This is a genomic window from Mycobacterium sp. AMU20-3851 (genome assembly GCF_043974665.1).
Lineage (GTDB): Bacteria > Actinomycetota > Actinomycetes > Mycobacteriales > Mycobacteriaceae > Mycobacterium.
Genome location: NZ_CP146371.1, coordinates 4,305,724 through 4,324,098 on the forward strand (window position 1 = coordinate 4,305,724; position 18,375 = coordinate 4,324,098).

General features: G+C 68.7%; 16 protein-coding genes. 2 read left to right on the forward strand and 14 right to left on the reverse strand.

What is annotated here, in order from left to right:
- Positions 1-78 precede the first annotated feature (78 nt).
- Positions 79-756: a GtrA family protein gene (locus V4U86_RS20545; RefSeq protein ID WP_395307764.1), complete on the forward strand. Its 678-nt coding sequence runs from the start codon at positions 79-81 to the stop codon at positions 754-756.
- Here V4U86_RS20545 and V4U86_RS20550 read toward each other — a convergent pair.
- The 10 genes from V4U86_RS20550 to V4U86_RS20595 form a co-directional block, all read right to left on the reverse strand.
- On the reverse strand, positions 711-1,229 hold the full coding sequence (locus V4U86_RS20550) for a PH domain-containing protein (RefSeq protein WP_395307765.1): 519 nt from the start codon (positions 1,227-1,229) through the stop codon (positions 711-713). The genes V4U86_RS20545 and V4U86_RS20550 overlap by 46 nt on opposite strands.
- 9 nt (positions 1,230-1,238) lie before the next feature.
- Complete coding sequence (locus tag V4U86_RS20555; RefSeq protein WP_395307766.1) at positions 1,239-2,045, reverse strand: biotin--[acetyl-CoA-carboxylase] ligase; 807 nt, start codon at positions 2,043-2,045, stop codon at positions 1,239-1,241.
- Positions 2,035-3,303, reverse strand: coding sequence for a lipase family protein (locus V4U86_RS20560; RefSeq protein ID WP_395307767.1), 1,269 nt, complete (start codon positions 3,301-3,303; stop codon positions 2,035-2,037). Before V4U86_RS20560 ends, V4U86_RS20555 begins: the two co-directional genes overlap by 11 nt.
- Positions 3,304-3,355: 52 nt before the next feature.
- Positions 3,356-4,711 carry a sugar transferase gene (locus V4U86_RS20565; RefSeq protein ID WP_395312138.1) on the reverse strand — a complete coding sequence of 452 codons (1,356 nt, stop codon included), beginning with the start codon at positions 4,709-4,711 and terminating at the stop codon, positions 3,356-3,358.
- A gap of 552 nt (positions 4,712-5,263) precedes the next feature.
- Complete coding sequence (locus tag V4U86_RS20570) at positions 5,264-6,493, reverse strand: lipase family protein (RefSeq protein WP_395307768.1); 1,230 nt, start codon at positions 6,491-6,493, stop codon at positions 5,264-5,266.
- Entirely contained in the window at positions 6,493-7,785 is a 1,293-nt protein-coding gene (locus V4U86_RS20575; protein ID WP_395307769.1) for an acyltransferase family protein, read from the reverse strand. The genes V4U86_RS20570 and V4U86_RS20575 overlap by 1 nt, the downstream gene beginning before the upstream one ends.
- Positions 7,782-9,026: a lipase family protein gene (locus V4U86_RS20580; protein ID WP_395307770.1), complete on the reverse strand. Its 1,245-nt coding sequence runs from the start codon at positions 9,024-9,026 to the stop codon at positions 7,782-7,784. The genes V4U86_RS20575 and V4U86_RS20580 overlap by 4 nt, the downstream gene beginning before the upstream one ends.
- Before the next feature lie 40 nt (positions 9,027-9,066).
- Positions 9,067-9,795, reverse strand: coding sequence for a YveK family protein (locus V4U86_RS20585; RefSeq protein WP_395307771.1), 729 nt, complete (start codon positions 9,793-9,795; stop codon positions 9,067-9,069).
- On the reverse strand, positions 9,792-11,090 hold the full coding sequence (locus V4U86_RS20590) for a lipase family protein (protein ID WP_395307772.1): 1,299 nt from the start codon (positions 11,088-11,090) through the stop codon (positions 9,792-9,794). Before V4U86_RS20590 ends, V4U86_RS20585 begins: the two co-directional genes overlap by 4 nt.
- Positions 11,091-11,094: 4 nt before the next feature.
- Positions 11,095-12,579, reverse strand: coding sequence for a P-loop NTPase (locus V4U86_RS20595; RefSeq protein WP_395307773.1), 1,485 nt, complete (start codon positions 12,577-12,579; stop codon positions 11,095-11,097).
- Positions 12,580-12,776: 197 nt separating this feature from the next.
- Between V4U86_RS20595 and V4U86_RS20600 the strand changes: the two genes are divergently transcribed.
- On the forward strand, positions 12,777-14,261 hold the full coding sequence (locus V4U86_RS20600; RefSeq protein ID WP_395307774.1) for an O-antigen ligase family protein: 1,485 nt from the start codon (positions 12,777-12,779) through the stop codon (positions 14,259-14,261).
- On the opposite strand, the gene V4U86_RS20605 is transcribed toward V4U86_RS20600, so the two are convergent.
- The 4 genes from V4U86_RS20605 to V4U86_RS20620 are packed head-to-tail and all read right to left on the reverse strand — an operon-like array spanning position 14,241 to position 18,364.
- Entirely contained in the window at positions 14,241-15,383 is a 1,143-nt protein-coding gene (locus tag V4U86_RS20605) for a glycosyltransferase (RefSeq protein WP_395307775.1), read from the reverse strand. The two genes, V4U86_RS20600 and V4U86_RS20605, sit on opposite strands and share 21 nt — an antisense overlap.
- On the reverse strand, positions 15,380-16,564 hold the full coding sequence (locus tag V4U86_RS20610) for a lipopolysaccharide biosynthesis protein (protein WP_395307776.1): 1,185 nt from the start codon (positions 16,562-16,564) through the stop codon (positions 15,380-15,382). The genes V4U86_RS20605 and V4U86_RS20610 overlap by 4 nt, the downstream gene beginning before the upstream one ends.
- Entirely contained in the window at positions 16,557-17,684 is a 1,128-nt protein-coding gene (locus V4U86_RS20615) for a glycosyltransferase family 4 protein (protein WP_395307777.1), read from the reverse strand. Before V4U86_RS20615 ends, V4U86_RS20610 begins: the two co-directional genes overlap by 8 nt.
- The gene (locus tag V4U86_RS20620) at positions 17,684-18,364 is read right to left on the reverse strand and encodes an acyltransferase (protein ID WP_395307778.1); all 681 of its coding nucleotides are present in this window, start codon (positions 18,362-18,364) and stop codon (positions 17,684-17,686) included. Before V4U86_RS20620 ends, V4U86_RS20615 begins: the two co-directional genes overlap by 1 nt.
- Positions 18,365-18,375: the final 11 nt, after the last annotated feature.

Below are 18,375 nucleotides of genomic sequence, written 5' to 3' on the forward strand. Positions count from 1 at the left end.
ACGCCCACCATGGTGGCATGACCTGCGACGAACGCACGATTCAGCACCTGGGCTGCCAGTTCCGTACACTGGCTATCCGTGTCCTTTGCAGATGCCACGATCGCGCGGCTGCCGCGCGTGATCCGACCGTATGCCGAGCGGCACCATGAGCTGATCAAGTTCGCGATCGTCGGCGGGACGACGTTCATCATCGACTCGGCGATCTTCTACACGCTCAAACTCACGGTGCTGGAACCCAAGCCGGTCACCGCCAAGATCATCGCCGGCGTGGTCGCCGTCATCGCCTCCTACATCCTCAATCGCGAGTGGAGTTTCCGCGACCGGGGCGGCCGTGAGCGACATCACGAGGCACTGCTGTTCTTCGGGGTCAGCGCGGTCGGGGTGCTGCTGAGCATGGCCCCGCTGTACTTCTCCAGTTATGTGCTGCAACTCCGCGTGCCCGACGTGTCGCTGACGGTGGAGAACGTCGCGGACTTCATCTCGGCCTACATCATCGGCAATCTGCTGCAGATGGCCTTCCGGTTCTGGGCGTTCCGTCGCTGGGTGTTCCCCGACGAATTCGGCCGGGCCGGGGACACGGCCCTGGAATCGACGCTGTCCAGCGGCGGGCTCGCCGAGGCCATCGAGGACCAGATGGATCCCCCGCAGGCCGACCCCTCCGGGACGGTCACCCCGCTACGGCGCCGGCCCGGCCGCACCAAGCGGGCCGATCAGCTCGGCGATTCCTCGGTTCCCAGGGTGTCGAAGACCTCGTGATACAGCAGCGCGTGGACCTGCTCCACCCGCGGAATGTCGTAGAACTCGAGTGGATCCTGCGACGCTGACTCGATGATCAGGGTGCCGGTGCGCAGGATCCGGTCGGCCAGCCCGTGCCGGAACTCCACGCTGTTCACCCGGGCCAACGGGATGTCGATGCCGCTGCGGGTCAACAGCCCGTGCCGGAACATCACCCGGCGGTCGGTGATCACGAAGTGGGTGGTCCACCAGGTCAGGAACGGCCACACCGTCAACCAGCCGACAAGGATCAGCCAGGCGGCGGCGATGACCAGTTGCACCACCTGTTTGGCCGTGGGGTCCCAGTCGGTCTCGGCGACCACGGCCGCGGCGAAGGCGGCCAGCGCCGAGGCCACCAGCAGCACCAGGACCGGGACGATCAGCCGTTTCCAGTGCGGGTGCCGGTGCAGCACCACCTGCTCATCGTTGGCCAGCACATTGTCCGGATAGCCCACAGCGCGACCTTACTGCCCGTGCGGGTCCGGCGCGGGCCGCAGATGCACGATGTCGCCGGCCGCCACCGTCATCGCGGTGTCCCCCGACTCGATGGTCAGCTGACCGCGGTCGTCGACCCCGGTAGCGGTGCCGACGAACTCCCGGTCCCCGGGCAGCAGGGCCCGGACCCGCGCGCCGATCGTGGCGCTGTGCCGCCGATAGTCCGCGAGCACATCGCGGCCGGCGCGCCAGTCCTCGATGCGGGCGCCGAGGCGCCCGAGCATGGCGAGCACCAGGGCTTCACGGTCGGTGTCGCCGCCGGCGGCGAGGACCGAGATGGCCCCGGGCTGTTCGATCTCGTCCGCGCCGACGGTCACGTTGAGGCCGATCCCGACCACCACCACCGGTTGCGGGGAGGCCACCTCGGCCAGGATGCCGGCGATCTTGGCGCCGTCGACCAGGACGTCGTTGGGCCACTTCAGCGAGCCGGCCACCCCGGCGTCACCGAGCGCCTCCACCACCGCGACCCCGGTCAGCAGCGGCAACAGTGCCCAGTTCTGCTCGTCGACCCCGGCCGCCGAGACCCCGACCGACATCGCGACGGAAGCCATCGGGACGTCGGACCACACCCGGCCGCCGCGGCCCCGCCCCGACGCCTGATGCTCGGCCACCAGCACCGCGCCACCGATGTCCTCCCCGCCGGCCACACGGGCGACGAGGTCGGCGTTGGTGGAGCCGGTCTCGGCGACGACGTCGAGGCGCCGCCATGACGTGCCGGCGATCTGCGCACCCAGCCGCGCCGCGTCGAGCGGTACCCGGCTCACCTCAGCAGTCATTGCGCACCGGCTGTCCGGCGAAACGGTCGAGCAACCATGTCAACTGCGCCCCCAGGTCCACATCCGAATGCCCCTTGTCCGGCTCGAACTGAACCGTCACCGTACCGCCCAGGGCGCAGGCCTGTTCGATCGCGGCGCGGGTCCACTCCGGGTCCAGGTAGGCGTCCGCCCCGCCGTACCACACCGACAACGGACCCGACAGTGCACGCTGCGGAAGTGCCCACTGCTGCAACAGTTTCCGAAGCGCTTGGGCGGCTTCGGGGCTGCGCGGCACGAAGTCGTCACCGGTGAGTTTGCCCGCGGCGGCCGACCGCTGCATCAGTTCCGAGCCCTGGCAGGCGGTCAGCACCGCCCAGTGCTCGGCGGCGGCTCCGCGCCGGAAGTCGTCGCGATCGAGTTCCGGGTGCCGGCGCGCCGCCGATTCGATGATCATCGCCATGCTCAGCCGCTGCTCCGAGGTCAGGGCGCCGGCCTCGGCCAGGTCGACCAGCCCGGCGACGTCCGCGGCCGGTGCTGCGGCGACGGCACCGATGAACCGCATCTCGGGGGCATAGTCACCGGCTTGTTCGTTGGCCGCCCAGGCGGCGGCCCCACCCTGGGAGTGGCCGAACGCGGCCCAGGTGCTCGACAGCTGCCCCGGGAAGGTGTGCCGCAGCGCGCGCACCGAATCGATCATGTTCAGCCCCGCGGTGCGGGCGTCCAGGTAGGGATGTACTCCCTTGACGCCCAGGCCCTCGAAGTCGGCCACCGAGACCGCGTACCCCCGGTCGATCAGCGGTGCCACGAAGCTGAGCGCGCCCTGCAGCCACGGCGAGAGCGATGGTCCGCACGGACCGTCGATACCGACCGTGCCATGCCCGATCGCCACCACCGGCCAGCCACGCGACGGCGGCTCTCCCAGCGGGGTGAAGACCGAACCGGAGACCACCGTCGGGGTGCCGGTGTCGCCGGAGGTGGAGCGGTAGATGACGCGGGCCGCGCGCAGGCTGCGTCCCTCCCAGGTCTGCGTCACCGCGGGCATCGTGGTGGCCGAGATCAGCGAGCCGGGGCCGTCGCCGGACAGGTCGGCCGCCGCGACGGGTACCGGCGGGCCCTGCAGCGCCGAGAACGAGTTGTACGTCGCGCTGAAAAGCCATGTGGCGGCAGGGATCGCCAGCGGCAGGAGTTTGAATCCGGTGAGCACCAACACCACTGCGGCGACGGCCGCGAAGATCTTCTTGGCCAATCCCGCCGGGCTGTTCACCGACGAGCGCCGCATGGGCGCAACATTACCCGAGCCCGCACCAGAGGACCTGCGGCGCAAGCGCCGGTCAGTATGCGCCGACCGCGCCGAGCACCGTGCGGATCGTCTTGAACGCGATCAGCACATCGCCGCTGATCGACCAGTTCTCCACATAGGACAGATCGAGGCGCACCGCGTCGTCCCAGGACAGATCGGCGCGGCCGCTGACCTGCCACAGTCCGGTGATACCGGGCAGCACGAGCAGACGACGACGGATCTGGTCGGTGTAGGCGTCGGTCTCACAACGCAGCGGCGGCCGCGGGCCGACGACGCTCATCTCCTTCTTGAGCACGTTGAAGAACTGCGGCAATTCGTCGATGCTGTAGCGCCGCAGGATCCGGCCCACCGGGGTGACGCGCGGGTCGTCACGCATCTTGAACAGCACGCCGCCGTCGAAATCGTTGAGCGCGGTGAGGCGGTCGACCTGCTTGTCGGCGTCGACCACCATGGTGCGGAACTTGATCATCTTGAACGGCTTGCCGTCGATGCCGATGCGTTCGGCGGCGTAGAAGACCGGCCCCCGGCTGCTGAGCTTGATGGCGATCGCGGCCAGGATCATCAGCGGTGCGGCCGAGAGGAGCACCGACATCGACACCACCACGTCGAAGAAGCGCTTCTGCAGCTTCTTGGTCCCGCTGTACTGCGGCTTCTCCATGTGGATCAGCGGCAGCCCGGCGACCGGGCGCATGGTCAGGCGCGGGCCCGCGACGTCGGCCATGCCGGGCGAGACCACCAGGTCCACCCCGAGGCGATCGAGGTCCCACGACAATTCGCGCAGGCCCGCGGGGCCCAGGTGATCAGTGGTGGTCAGCGCCACGGTGTCGGCTCCGGTGGCCGCCAGGGCGGCCTCGACGCCGTGTTCGTCGCCCAGGACGGGCAGCGTTCCGACCCCCGGGACCTCGATGGTGCCGCCGGCCGCCTGCCCGGTCAGGCACACGCCGACCACGGAGTAGCCGTAATCGCGTGCGCGCGACAGCGATTGCACCATGCTGTTGACGGCGGTCGGGCTGCCGACCGCCAGCACCGAATTCATGCACCGGCCGTCCTTGCGGTACCAGCCCAGCACCCGGCGTGCCGAGCTGCGGCTGATCAGGAGCAGGACGAGCCCGAGCGGGAAGGCCACCGCGAGATACCCGCGGGCGTACTCCGGCCGGAAGATCATCACCGTGACCGCGACGACGCCGATGGTGGACATCGTCGCCGACAGCACGCGTCGGTACTCTTCGGTGCCCGCGCCGACGATCCGCGGCGAGCGGGTCCCGTAGGCGGCGAGCATGCCCAGCCACATCAGGCCGAACACCACCGAGAGCAGACCGAAATACTTGGTCAGCGGGTCGAACTGGGTGACCGGACGTCCCAGCCGGACCATCTGGGCGCAGGCCATGGCCGCGCTCACGACGACGACATCCGAGATGAGGAGTCCGACGACGTAGCGCCGCTGCCAGGCCAGTCCCTGGGAGCGGTCAGCAACCGCGACCAGCGGTTGAGGGGAGCCACCTTCTGCAGGCGCCCGGAAGTCCCTGAGAGCGCTCACGTCACGAGAAACTAATGTCACCGCTGATTCCCTCTCAATTGTGGGTAAGACCCCACGAGAATCCACATATTACACAGGATCGGAGGCTTCGGAGCAAATTTGCGAGTTTGCTGGGGAACCGGAAGCTACCCCCGCCTACTGGACTGAGTACGAACAGCGCAGGCAACTTACCGCACCCGCAACGACATGGCATGTTGCCAGAAACCTCAGCCGCCCCACTAATTGACCACCGCGACAACGGCACGACCGTGCGGGTTTTGGGAACGCCCCGCTCAGCAAGCAAAAATGCGCGACCACTCTGTCGGGGGATAGTTACCCAATCAACCTAATGGGTATGCGCGAACATCCCGGCGGCAAACGCGCGCCACGGGCTGCCGTGTCGCAACGCCGATCGGGCGCGGATCAAGGGGTGGAAAGGCAGCCGTTCTGGGCCGGAGCACCGGCAAAACGCTCGGCCAGCCAGTCCACCCGGGTGCCGAATTCGAGGTCGCCGTGCCCCTTGTCGGGCTGGAAATCCGCGGTCACCACACCGCCGAGATCACAGGCCCGCCGGATCGCCCCCTCGGTCCAACTCGGGGCGATGTACTCGTCCTCGCCTCCGTAGACCACCGACATCGGCGCCGACAGACGCTGCTGCGGCAGGGCCCACGCGGCCAGGTACGCGCGCAACCGGTCGGCGGCCTCCGGGGTCTGCGGCGCGACATCGGCCGGCTCCAGTTGCTCGATCACCGATTCCCGCTCGTGCACCAGGTTGCCGCTGCACGCGGTGAGCACATCCCACTTCTCGGCCGCCAGTCCACGCCGGTAGTCGTCCCGGTTGAGGTCCGGGTGCAGGCGCGCCAGCGATTCCACGATGATCACCAGGGTGGGCATCTGCTCGCGGGTCAGTTCGTGCCGTTGTGCCAGGTCGACCAGGCCGGCGACGTCCGCGGCCGGGGCCAGCGCCACCACCCCGACCGGCAGCATCTCCGGTGAGTAGGTCGTCGCCTGCTCCCCCGCGGCCCAGGCCGCCCCGCCACCCTGTGAGCCACCCAGAGCTGCCCAGCGCGAGGAGACGCCGTCGAAGGTGCGCGTCATTGCGCGCACCGAGTCGATGAGGTTGAGGCCGGCCGTGCGGGCGTCGAGATAGGGATGCACTCCCTCGATACCGAGGCCCTGGTAGTCGGGCATGGCCACCGCGTAGCCGGCGCCCACCAGATTGGTCACCCAGGTCACGCTGCCCAACAGGGTGGGCGACAGTGACGGCCCACAGGGTTCGTCGATGCCCAATGTGCCGTGGCCGTAGGCGATCACCGGCCAGCCGCCGGGCGGGGGCGGATCGCTGGGCATGAACACCGCCCCGGACACCACCGTCGGCGCACCGGTGTCGCCGTCGGTGGAGCGGTAGACCACCCGGGCCGCGCGCACCGCCGACCCGCTCAGGCGGCGGTCGAACTCTGGCATGGTGACCGCGCTGACCAGGGTGCCCGGACCGGACCCGCTGAGGTCGGCGGTCCCGATCGGCTGCGGGTCGTCGGCGGCGGCATCGATGCCGACGAACTGCCGGGCCGGCGGGGACACCACCAGCACGAATCCCGCGGTCAGCACCACGACCGCGGCGATCACCGCCACCCACAGCACGTTGCGGCGCATCAACGCTTCCGGAACTTCTTGACCAGATCCAGGCCCGGCTTCTCCACGGCGTAGTACGTGATGGTGGACAGCACCAACGTGACCACGGTGACCACGGCCATGTTGCGGAACATGCCGCCCCAGCTGTCCCCCGCGTTGAGGTCGTACCGGCCCAGCATCAGCAGCACCGGGTAGTGCCACAGATACACCGACATGGAGATCAGCCCGACGAAATAGAACGGTTTCCAGTCCAGGCCCCGCGCCAACCACGAGGGTGTGCCCCAGGACAGCGGCAGCACCACCATCACGATGAACAGCGCCGACACGATGCCCAGCGCGGCGTAGCCGAAAGCATTCTGCGCCTGCAGCAGCACGATGGTCAGCACGCCGAACACCGGCAGCGCCAGGATGTCCACCCGGTGGATCCACTTGGCCACCCGCTGCCCGATGACCGCCTGCTCGATCGCCACGAACAGGATGGCGGCCAGCATGCCGTAGGCGAACAGGTCGGCATTGGTCAAAAAGCTGCGACTGAACACGGCCGCCAGGTTCGGGCCCCAGTTCTGCAGCCAGATGTCGGGCATGTATCCGCTGGCCGGCGGCTCGTAGTTGTGCACGTTGACGTGGCGGTACACGTACGGGATGAGCAGTCGGCCGATGTAGGAGATCGCCAGCAGGATGACCGGGGCCACCAGCGCCAGTTTCAGCGGGTGCATGTTGAGCCGGCCGCGCAGTGCGAACAGCAGCACCCCGAGTAACGGCAGGGACAGGTAGAAGGCGATCTCCAGGGTCAGCGACCAGGACGGGTTGATCCCGGTCTGCACGTAATCCGGGATGTAGGTCTGCACCAGCGTCATGTTCGCCAGCAGCTTGCCCGGGTCGGTGATCATCCCGGTGCCGTCCCCACTGCCGGGCACCTGGGTGATCGGATTCTCGACGTACACCGCGCGGAACACGAAGTTGGCGATCAGGAAGATGGCCAGATACCCCGGGAACACCCGGAACACCCGGTGCAGGAAGTACTGCCGGGTGTCCGGCATCGCCGCGTCGGGTTTGGTCAGCCTGCGGACGTAGGGCAGAAACAGCAGGAACCCGCTGAGCACGAAGAACAGGATCAGCGCGAGCCCGAGCACGTCCAGCAGCGCCTTGCTGTGTGTCTCCGGCGTGTAGAACTCGCCGACGTGGCCGACGACGACGGCCAGACAGCCGAGGCCGCGGATGCCGTCCAGACCGACGACGCGTCCGCGCGTCGGCGAGCTCGCGATCACCTGGGATTCGATGGGCAGCTTGGCTGCGGCTTTATCAGTCATCATTCCGGCAATGTCAGTTGAGGCACTTTACGGATGGACGGGCCCCCCTCGACGGCGCAGGTGCTCGCCGGCGGGTCTCCCCGGAACCGCTGCTGCATCCAGTCCAGCGCCTCGGTCGGGTCGAAGTCGCTGTGGCCGCGCCCCACCGCGACGAAGGACGCGATCTCGGCGCCCATGTCGCAGGCGCGCTGGACGGCGGCATCGGTCCACGCCACCGGGATCAGCTGATCCTGGTCGCCCTGCAGGACGAGCGACGGCGCGCTGGCCGGCGACCGGGGCAGTCCGCTCATCTGGATGAGGTAGTTGCGCAGCGCGTCGGTGGCGGCCTCGTTCACCGGGCGCAGGTCATCCGGCGACAGCGCGTCGGCCACCTCGAGGCGCTCATCGGTCGAGTCGGCCGAGCAGCCCGACAGCAGTGCCCAGTTCTCCTGCGCCGCCCCGCGGCGGTAATCGTCGAGGTTGAGCTCGGGATGTTCGACCTTGAGGGTGGTGAGGATCAGCACCACCGCGATCGACTGCTGCGGGGTCAACTCCCCCGCCCAGGCCAGGTCGGCCAGGCCGGCGATGTCGGCGGCCGGCGAGACACTGACCGATCCGACCAGGTTCAGATCCGGGCTGGAGTAGGTGGCGTTGAGTTCGTTGGCCGCCCAGGATGCCTGGCCGCCCTGGGAGACCCCGAAGGCCACCCACTTGTCCGAGGCGGTCGGCAGCAGTTTGCGGGTCGCCCGGGCGGCGTCGATCATGTTGTAGCCCTCGGTGGACGCATCCAGGTACGGGTGATAGCCCGTGTCTGTGCCCAGTCCCTGGTAGTCGGGCACCACCAGGATGTAGCCCAGTGACAGCAGGGCCCGGATCGCGTCCGCCGCACCGGCCAGCGAGGGCGACAGGGACGGCGCGCAGTCCGAGTGGATACCGACGGTGCCGTGCCCGAACACGATGACCGGCCAGCCGCCCTCGGGGGGCTCACCGAGCGGTTCGAAGACACTGCCGGTGACGGTCTGCGGGCTACCGTCGATGCCCGAGGTGGAGTCGTAGGTGATGCGGGCGGCCACCTCGGCCACCCGCACGATCCGGCGGTCGACCGTCGGCAGGTTGACCGCGGAGCGCAGGGTGCCCGGCCCCTCGCCGGCATAGTCCGCCGGCAGCAGCAGTTGGCCGCCGTCCGTCGGCGGCGCGGGCGGCGCCGCGGTCTCCGCACCGGCGCAGCCCGTCAGCGCCACCGTCGTGGCCAGCACTCCAGTCATCAGGACACGCGCCGCGGTCCTCGTAGTTTTCACGAAGCTCCTACGCTTCCCGTTGCGTCGCAACCCGGGCGATCTGATTGATTTGGCTGCGGGTCACCAGGGTGTCCCGTGCGATCTGAACCGACAGCATGATCAGCACACTGAGGGCGAAACCCACCCCGGCGCCGACCGTCATCGGGCCGAGGATCGGGTTGGGCACCGGCCGCGCCGCCGTGGCGACCCCCACCGGCAGCAGTTCGGCCAGCGGCCCCTTGTACTGGACGTCGTCGGACACCTCGGACTCGTACCACTCCAGGTCCTGCGACAGTTTCACCAGCACGCTGCCCACCGCGTTGACCTCCTCGACGGCGAGGTCCGGGTTCTCGTTGGTGACGGTGATGCGCAGCAGCACCGAGTTGGCCCGGCCGCGCAGATCGACCCCGCTCGGCTCCCATTCGGCCGAGATCCGGGAGGCCAGGTCCTCGGCGGTGGTGTCCTCGCCGATGGCCTCGATCGCCCGCTGGGCCACCGACCGGGACTTGGCCAGTTCGGCGTAGCCGGGCATGCGCAGCTTGGCGCCCATGCCGCCGTAGTACTGCGAGAAGGTGCTCGGGTCGTTGGACACCTTGGCGAATGCCAGCGCGGACGCGGTGTAGGTGGGGGTCTTCTGGGCCACCACGACGGCGGCGGCACCCGCCGACAACAGGGTCGCGACCAGGATCATCGGCCAGGCGCGCAGCAGCATCGCCAGGTAGTCACGCAGCCGCGGGACATCGACCGGCGCCCTCATTTCGGCGTGTCCAACTGTTGCTGCCACTGGGCGCAGTTGCTGGGCGGTGCGGGCACACCCGCCAACCGGTCGTTGAGCCAGCCCATCACGAACGCCTGGTCCAGGTCGGCGTGCCCCTTACCCGGTTCCCTCTTGATCTCCAGATTGCTGCCCAGCGCGCACGCCTTGCTCAGCGCCCGTTCGAACCACTCCTGGTTGTACAGCTCGTCATCGGTGCCGTACGCGACCACGGTCGGGGTGTCGATGCGCGCCACATTGGGGACCGCGCGGGAAGCCAGCCGCTCCCGCAGCCATTCCACGTTCTCGTAGGTCCGGGGTTTGAGGTCCTCGGTGGCCATGGTCTCCCACACCCTGGCGACCGCGTCGAAGTCGGTGGGGATGCAGTTGAGGACCAGGTCCCAGTTCTCGGCGGTGACCCCGGAGCGGAAGTCGTCCAGGTTCATCTCCGGCTCGAACCAGGACAGCGACTGCAGGGCGTACACCAGGGTGACGCGCTGGGCGTTGGTCAGCGTCCCGTTCCACGCGGCATCGGCCAGTTCGGAGATGTCGGCGGCCGGAGCCATCGAGATGGTGCCCAGCAGGTCCAGGCCCCGACCGTATTCCGGGGCCACCTCGGCGGCGCCCCACACCGCCAGCCCGCCGGCCGAGTGTCCGTAGGCCATCCACTTGTCGCTGATGTCGGCGCCGACCCGGCGGGCGGCCCGAACCGAGTCGATGACGTTGTAGCCGTATGTCTTTGCATCCAGGAACGGGTGCGAATAGCCCTTCACGCCGGAGCCCTGGAAATCGCTGGCCGCCACCGCGTAGCCGTTCTTGATGAACTGGTCGATGGACCAGGCCTGCTTCGGCAGGTTCGGGAACAGACTGGACGCGCACTTGTAGAGCACGCCCTTGGTGCCCTGCCCGAAGCCGATGATCGGCCAGCCGCCCGGCGGCGGTGTCCCGGCCGGGATGGCGATCGCGGCGGACACCTCGGTCGGCGTGCCGTCGATGCCCGAGGTGGACCGGTACACCACCCGCATGTAGGTGGCGCCGTCCTCGTCGAGGAGTTCGGCGCCGGAGGCGATCGGCTCGACCGAGACCAGCGAGCCCGGACCGTCGTCGGTCATGTCCGGCGGCGCCAGGTGCGGCTTGCCGTCGAAGGGCGGGGCGAAGGTCTTGATCGTGGGCGGCACGTAGGGCGCCGTCTGGGTCTCGGTGGCACTGGTGCAGGCACTGACCGAGGCGGCCACCACGAGCGCGGCTAGAGAACCGGCCAGCAGCGCGGTCACCCGACGCGGGCGCGGCGACTGCACCGGACTACTCCGGGTGTCCCAGTTGAGCCCGGTGGCGCGGCTGACCGACTTCCTGGTCTGCCTGAACCGTCGGCAACTGCCCGATGGCCTCGGCACCCGAACCATTGCGGTCGCCGCTGTTCTGCGCGCGGGCCTCCTGTTCGAGCGCCTTCTTCTCGCCGGCCTTGAACTCGGTCCGGTCCTTGCGATGCTCGTGTTCACCGGTGGCCGCCACACCGATCAGGTTGACGCGCGCCGCGGACAGCACCGCCAACGCCTTGCGCAGCGCGCCGGCCTTGGTGTGGCCGATCCGGCCCAGCAGCACCGCGCCGTCGCCGAGTCCGGCGGGCACCGCACCGTCGGAGTACTTGAGCAGCGGCGGCGTATCGACGATGACGTAGTCGAAGTTCGCCCGCAGATCGTCGAACACCTGCCCGGCCGCGTCGTCACCCCACAGCTGGCGGCGGGTGGCCGGCAGCGGGCCGGCGGGCAGGAACGTCAGGTTGCCGACCCGGATGGTCGAGTCGGCCAGTGCGGACTGGCGGGCGAGCAGGGTGGTCAGACCGCGCTGGGAGGCCCGGGTCTGCTCGGCGCCGGTCAGGCCCAGCAGGGCCGGCAGCGACGGGTCGACCAGGTCGCCGTCGACCAGCAGCACCGAGTGCCCGGATTCGGCGAAGGCAGCGGCCAGGTCGGCGGCGGTGGTGGAGCGGCCGTCCTGCGGCGACGGGCTGGTGATGGCGATGACGTGCGGGCGGTCCCCGTCCGGGGTGCGCGCGAACTGGATGTTGGTGCGCAGTTCCCGCAGGCGTTCGACCGCGGGTCCGCCGGTGGCGAGATCCAGGACGCCCTCGCGGCCCTTGTTCTGCAGCAGCGACCCGATCAACGCGTTGGAGGTGACGTCCTCGATGCGCTCGCGGCGGCGCACCCGGGTGTCGGAGACGCCGAGGATCGCGGCCAGCACGATGCCGATGACGAGACCGGCCAGCGCGCCCAACAGGATGCGGGTGACCAGGCCCATCGACTCGACCGGGGTGCCGAAACTGGCGTCGTCGATGACGATGGCGCCGGCGGCGGATTCCCCGCCGCGCCGCGAGGTCTCCAGCTCGGTGGTGACGTTGACGAGTTGGTCGGCGACCGCGTTGGCGTAGAGCTGGGCGGTCGCGGCGTCCGGATCCGTCGCGGTGATGTCGAGCAACACGGTCTGAGGTTGCGGGGTCGCGGTGATCTTGGCCCGCAACTCATCGACGGTGATGGTGGCCTTCGCCTGGTCGATGGCCCGTGCGGCGACCTGCTCGCTGGTGGCCAGCCCGGCGTAGGAGTACACCCGCTCCTGGGAGAACAAGTTGTTCTGATAGGCGTCGCCGACCGAGGTGCCGCTCTGGGTGCTGACGAAAAGCCTTGCTGTGGAGGTGTACTCCGGCTTGGCGAACTGCTGCGAAACAGCACCGGCGGCGGCACCGATCACCACCGCAGCCAGGACCACCCACCAGAGCCGGCTAAAGATCCGCACGTAATCACCGACGGCCAACTGGGCACTCCGTTCGCTTTTGGGTCACCATGACGTCATCACGATAGCGTCTCCACCTTGCCCTCCACACCAAAGTGAGGTGCAAGGGGAAAAAGAACGTGTGGCTATTCCAGCGAAGACAATGCGAGGATAGTTCAGTGCGTGATGGATCGCCGATCCGGCGGCAAAGGAGTTCGTTTTTGAAGCTGGCCACATATTCACGAACCGAGATCTGGGCGGGAGCGGCGGCCTGTGTTCTCGGGCCCCTCGCGGCGGTCGCCGCCGCCATGGGTGGCAAACCCATCCTGATCGCGATCGCCGGCCTGATGGCCGTGGTGGTCGGCGTGTACATCGGCTTGCGCCATCCGCTGTGGCTGTACTACGGCACCGTCGTCTTCGTCACCACGTTCCCGTTCGGCTATTTCCCCGGCGTGCACGTGCCGATCTATCTCGTGTGCGGGTGCGGGTCGATCCTGGCCTTCCTGATGCACCCCCGGGCGGTGCGGCGGTCCTCACCGCTGATGTCGGCGGTCCTGCTGCTGATCGTGATGTCCGGTTTGTCCATGGCGGTCACGTTCTCCACGCCGCTCAACATCATGGACTTCACCAAATGGGCAGTGGCCACCGGTTTCCTGTTCGCACTGCTGGCCTTGCCGAATGACCAATTGCGGAGCATCGGAAAGGTTTTCGTCTACTCCGCCACCTTCAGCGCGCTGTGGGGCCTGGCCGCGGTGGCGCTGGGTTCCACCAAGTACATCGTCAAGCCGTTCGAGATCATCGGCTACTACGCGGTCGACAAGTTCTACATCACCGGTGGCACCCTCACCACGCCCCGGACCGGCCGTTTCGACGTCGGTCACGACAGCGAGACGTTCCAGCGGTTGGGTGGGCTGTGGGTGGACCCGAACGCCGCCGGGATCGGCCTGGTGATCGCACTGGCCATCACCGGCATCCTGTTCACCCGTTGGCAGCGGGTCACCCTCATGACCATCCTGATGGCGGCCATCGTGCTGACCCTGAGCCGGGCGGCGCTGGCCAGCGTCCTGGTCGGCGCGTTGCTGGTCTTCGTCTTCCACAACATGCGTTCCCGGGACCGCATGTTGATGATCGGCACGCTGTTCGTGGGCGGCACGACCGCGATGATGATCCCGGCGGTCCGCAAACGGTTGATGGGCTCACTCGGCGAGAACGACGCCGGCGCGTCGGACCGCATCGCGGCGATCCGCGAGTTCCCGTGGCGCATGGGCGACAACTGGATCTTCGGCAACGGTTGGTCGCTGCGCGAATTCAAAGACGGCCCTTACGCATTCACCGAGAACTTCGTGTCCAATGCGCCGTTGATCGCGGTGCACCGAGGCGGTCTGGTGGCCGGCCTGTCCTTCCTGGCGGTGATCGTCATCGGATGTGTGGTGGCCGCCAAGCTGATCCGCACCGACTCACTGCCGCACGCGTTCTACGGCGGCGTGTTCATCGCGTTCTCGACCATCACCCTGAACCTGGATCACCCGGTCGTCGTGATCGCGCAGATGACCTTCATGTACACGTTCTTCCTGGTGTTCCTGCAGTACTCCGACGAGCTACGCAAGGAAGGTGCCCTCACCGCACCGAAGGGCGGGGCCCTGTCCCCCGAGAGCCTGGGCAGCGTTGCCGCCCAGGGCCCGCCACTACCCGCTGCTGCCACCTAGCAGCTCGGTGACCGCCCGGTGCGGCCGGTGATCGCGCCAGTATCCCTCGTTGAGCCGATACAGCCGGTCCCCCGCCTCGGCGGCACCGGTGCTGTCCAGCAGGTACTTTCGGCATTGCTCGATGAAGGCGGCGTCGCCGTCGAACACCCCCAGGCCGAGCAGATCCCCCAGCGAGCCGACGGCCGCGGTGGTGCCGACCACCGGTAATCCCATCCGCGCGGCGTCCAGGATCTTCACCCGCACTCCGCCGCCGGTCCGGATCGGGGCGATCATCGCCCGGCAGGTTCCCAGGAACGCGGGCAGATCGTCGACGAAGCCCAGATCCCGCACGCCGGCCGGGTACCGGGGTTCGGGTGCCTTGGCGGCCTTGGCGCCGATCACGCACAGTTCTGCGCCGTCGATCCCGGCGGCGATCCGCGGCCACAGCCGCAGGGCCTCTTCGAAGGCCTCCTGATTGGGCGGCCAGTCCCGGGTGCCCATCAGCACCAGTCGCCGTGGCGTGGAAGCCACCGCGACCTGTTTCGCCGGCGGCAGCGTGATGTCCATCCAGCGGGCGTCCCGCACACCGCGGGACCGGTAGAACTCGGCTTCCTCGGCGTCGAAGGTGCCGACCGCGTCGGCGGCCCGGGCCACCCGGAGCTCGTCGCGCAGCAGCCGGCCGACCTGCAGCCGGCCCAGCACGCCCCGGGTGGCACGCCACACCAGGGACTCGCTGACGTGGGTGTTCACCACGAACCGGGACTTACCCGAACGTGAGCTGCGCAAGAAGGATTCGGCCATGTAGCTGTGTTCGGCCACGTAGATGTCGGCGGCGGCGGCATCGATCGCGGCGACCAGGTCGTCGTTGTCGAACCGGGCGTGCACCAGGCTGCGTCCGGTCCGGGCGACGTCGGCCAGCAGCCGCAGCGGCCGCACTCCCGACTTGTCGACCCGCACCAGCGGCACACCACCGAAGTCCAGCCGTCCCGGCGGCTCGTGGGACAGACAGATCACCGACACCGTGAAATCCCGGGCGGCCAATTCCAGGACCAGACGCGACAATTCGACGTCGCCACCGTGGTCGGCCACCGGATCCTTGGACAGCAGGAAACAGGCCGTCGGTTTCACCCCGGCAGCGCTCACGTCTCCGGCTTTCCCGGGGCCGGCTTGCGGTAGAGCACCCGCAGGTAGATGGCCATCAGCAGGGCGTCACCGATGACCGAGGCGATCGCCGCGCCCACCGCGCCGAGCCCGAACAGCAGCGCGACCAGACCCAGCTTGACCGGCACGATGACGGAGTTGGCGATCAGCCGCACACCGTCGCGGTGCTGGTTGTAGAGCACCGCCTGGAACACCATGCCGATGGTGCGCATACCGCAGAACAACGACATGATCGTCATCGCCACGGCCAGCTCCTGCGGCACCACCGGCACCACCATCATGACCAGGCCGGTGATGAGCACCAGCACTCCGGCGGCCAGTCCGAGCAGGATCGCGCCCTTCAGCGGCGGTCCCACCGACACATTGCCCTCGCCCTCGCGCAGAGCCTGGTTGTAGGACATCCCGAAGGTCTGCCCGACCGCGACGATGGCGAGGGTGACGGTGGTGCAGATGCCGTAGTAGCCGGCGACGGTGTCGTTGGTCAGCCACCCGAGCAGCAGCAGGTCGCCCTGCACACCGGCCATGATGGAGAAGGTCTCGCCCACCAGGATGGCGATCACCCGCGGGGATCCCGGCATTCCGGGCTTGTGCCGCAAGGCGATCGGCCCGACCCCGAGGGCCACCAGCGCGTAGGGCGCGACCAGGATCATCGTCGCGGTCTGCAGCGTCGGATCCGGCACGAGGAACAGGTAGAGGCAGGCCGGCACCACGCTGGCGAATTGTCTGCCGGTGTCGATCTGGGCGGCCTTCTGCGGTTGACCGTCCCGCAGTGAGCGACTCTCCCACGCCTTGAGGGTCAGTTCTCCGCCGGAGACGAACAGACCGAAGGCCGCGACGTAGTTCACCTCCAGCAGGGCCACGCCCACCAGCATCAGGACGACCCCGAGCAGATACCGGGTGGCCCGGTCGGCCAGGAAGTGTTCCTCCGACTCGCGCACCGAGCGGACCACGAACACGTTGTCCAGCGGCGACCCGATCAGCGAGTACACCGCGTACGCCATGGCGTACTTGCCGTAGTCGGCGATGCCCAGCTGCGCCACGATGGCCAGCGTCCAGACCATGCCGCAGGCCCGGCCGCCGTACATCCAGAACGCCGCCCACAACGCGCGCGACAGATGCGGCGAACCCGGCTTCGCGACTGCGGGTTCGGTCGACTCAGTCACCGGCGGGCCCACGTTCGATCAGTTGTTCCCAGACCGCCACGAACGCCTCGGCGGTACGTGCGGGCGAGCGCTCCTGCCGGGCACGGTCGGAGTTGGCGCCCAGTTCGGTCAACCGGGCCTCGTCGCCCAGGACCGCGGTGATCTCCGCGGCCAGGCCGGCGGCCACTCCGGTGCCCGGATCTGCGGCCGGGGGCACCGCCACCACCCCGTGTTCGGGGGCCAGCTCGGCCAGCGACCCGTACCCGGTGCAGATCACCGGGGTGCGGTAGGCCATCGAGTGCGCCACCACGCCGGAGGCGGGATAGGTCTCGGCGTAGAAGTGCCGCTTGCCGTAGGGCACCACGATGGCCCGGACGGAGGCGAAGAACGCGTCTTCGGCGGCACCGTCGACGCCGCCGAGGATCTCGATGCCCTCGGCGCGCGGCAGTTCTTCGGTGCCGCGGCCGGCGACCCGGATCGCGATGTCGTCGGGCAGCTGGGCACGGATCTCGGCGATCTGATCGAAACCCTTGCCGCGGTAGACGAATCCGAAGAAGCCGACCGCCTTGGGGCGGTCCTGGGCGGGCGCGATCTCGGGCCGGTGCCGCACCAGGTGCGGGATGTAGGCGGTGCGGGTGCGCGGGTAGGTCCGTTGGATCGACTGTCGACCGGTCTCGGTCAGCGCGATGAGGGTCCGATCCCCATGCACCCGGCCTTCGACCGCGCGCGACACCGGCCGCAGCGGGTAGTGGATGCCGTGGGTGAGCAGGCGGGACCTGGCGATGAACCGGGGCCGGGCCAGAAACCACAGGCCCTGCGGCGGGTCGTGGATGGTGGCCGTCACCGGCACCCCGGACAGCCCGGCCACCGCCCAGAAGGTGGGCATCACGCCGGTGGACAGTTCGGCATGCACCAGGGTGCGCCCCGGCGGCCCGTCGGCGACCAGTTTGCGGACCCGGCTGCGGTGCCGGCGGATGTCGGCGAGGGTGTCCAGGCCGGGACCGGCGGTGCGCACCTCGGCGATCTCGCCGATGTGCGGGCGCAGTGCGTCCACCAGATCCTGCGCGTAGTCACCCACCGCGGTCTGCCCGTCGTCGGGTGCGACGAACACCAACCGGTGGTCGCGTAACCGATCCCCCATCAGTAGAACGGCGGGGGTCGACGAGTGTTGGTGTACAGCAAGACATCCGGATCGCGCTTGCCGATCACCTTGGCCGGTACGCCGCCCACGATGTTCAGTTCCTCGATGTCCTTGGTGACCAAGGCCTGCGCGGCCACCACCGCACCGCGGCCGACCAGCGACGGCAGTACCATCGCCCGGCTGGCGATCCACACGTAGTCGCAGATCACGGTCGGGATCGGCACCGGCAGGAAGTCGGGATGGTTGATGTCGTGGCCGCCGCCGATGATCTGTACGTCGCTGGCGATGGTGACCTGGTTGCCGATGTAGATGCCGGCGCGCGCGTCGAGCATGCAGCGGAAACCGATCTCGACCCCGTCGCCGATGGTCAGATACGCCGGATCGAGCACGGTGGTGCCGCGCAGGATCGAGCAGTGCTTGCCGATCTCGGCCCCGCACAGCCGCAGCCAGCCCTGCCGGATCTTGTGCGACGGGATGTAGGTGACCAGCAGGTTGAAGATCAGTTCACCGAGACGGTTCTTGGCCTTGGGCACGAACCCGAGGCTCTGCATCTTGTAGTGGGTCACCCGGTTGTTCTCGTCGAGGACGTATTCCGACTCCGGCGGCATCCGCAGGGCCGGCGCGGCGGCCTTCTTGCGCGCTACGTCGGCAGGGTCTGCCGTAGCCGGCTTACGAAACATGAATCTTTGCT

Bases quoted from the DNA above. Each gene is read 5' to 3' on its own strand.
- V4U86_RS20620 (WP_395307778.1), bottom strand. From the start codon at position 18,364: ATGTTTCGTAAGCCGGCTACGGCAGACCCTGCCGACGTAGCGCGCAAG.
- V4U86_RS20580 (WP_395307770.1), bottom strand. From the start codon at position 9,026: ATGACTGGAGTGCTGGCCACGACGGTGGCGCTGACGGGCTGCGCCGGT.
- V4U86_RS20575 (WP_395307769.1), bottom strand. From the start codon at position 7,785: ATGATGACTGATAAAGCCGCAGCCAAGCTGCCCATCGAATCCCAGGTG.
- V4U86_RS20555 (WP_395307766.1), bottom strand. From the start codon at position 2,045: ATGACTGCTGAGGTGAGCCGGGTACCGCTCGACGCGGCGCGGCTGGGT.
- V4U86_RS20560 (WP_395307767.1), bottom strand. From the start codon at position 3,303: ATGCGGCGCTCGTCGGTGAACAGCCCGGCGGGATTGGCCAAGAAGATC.
- V4U86_RS20570 (WP_395307768.1), bottom strand. From the start codon at position 6,493: ATGCGCCGCAACGTGCTGTGGGTGGCGGTGATCGCCGCGGTCGTGGTG.
- V4U86_RS20585 (WP_395307771.1), bottom strand. From the start codon at position 9,795: ATGAGGGCGCCGGTCGATGTCCCGCGGCTGCGTGACTACCTGGCGATG.
- V4U86_RS20565 (WP_395312138.1), bottom strand. From the start codon at position 4,711: ATGGCCTGCGCCCAGATGGTCCGGCTGGGACGTCCGGTCACCCAGTTC.
- V4U86_RS20615 (WP_395307777.1), bottom strand. From the start codon at position 17,684: ATGGGGGATCGGTTACGCGACCACCGGTTGGTGTTCGTCGCACCCGAC.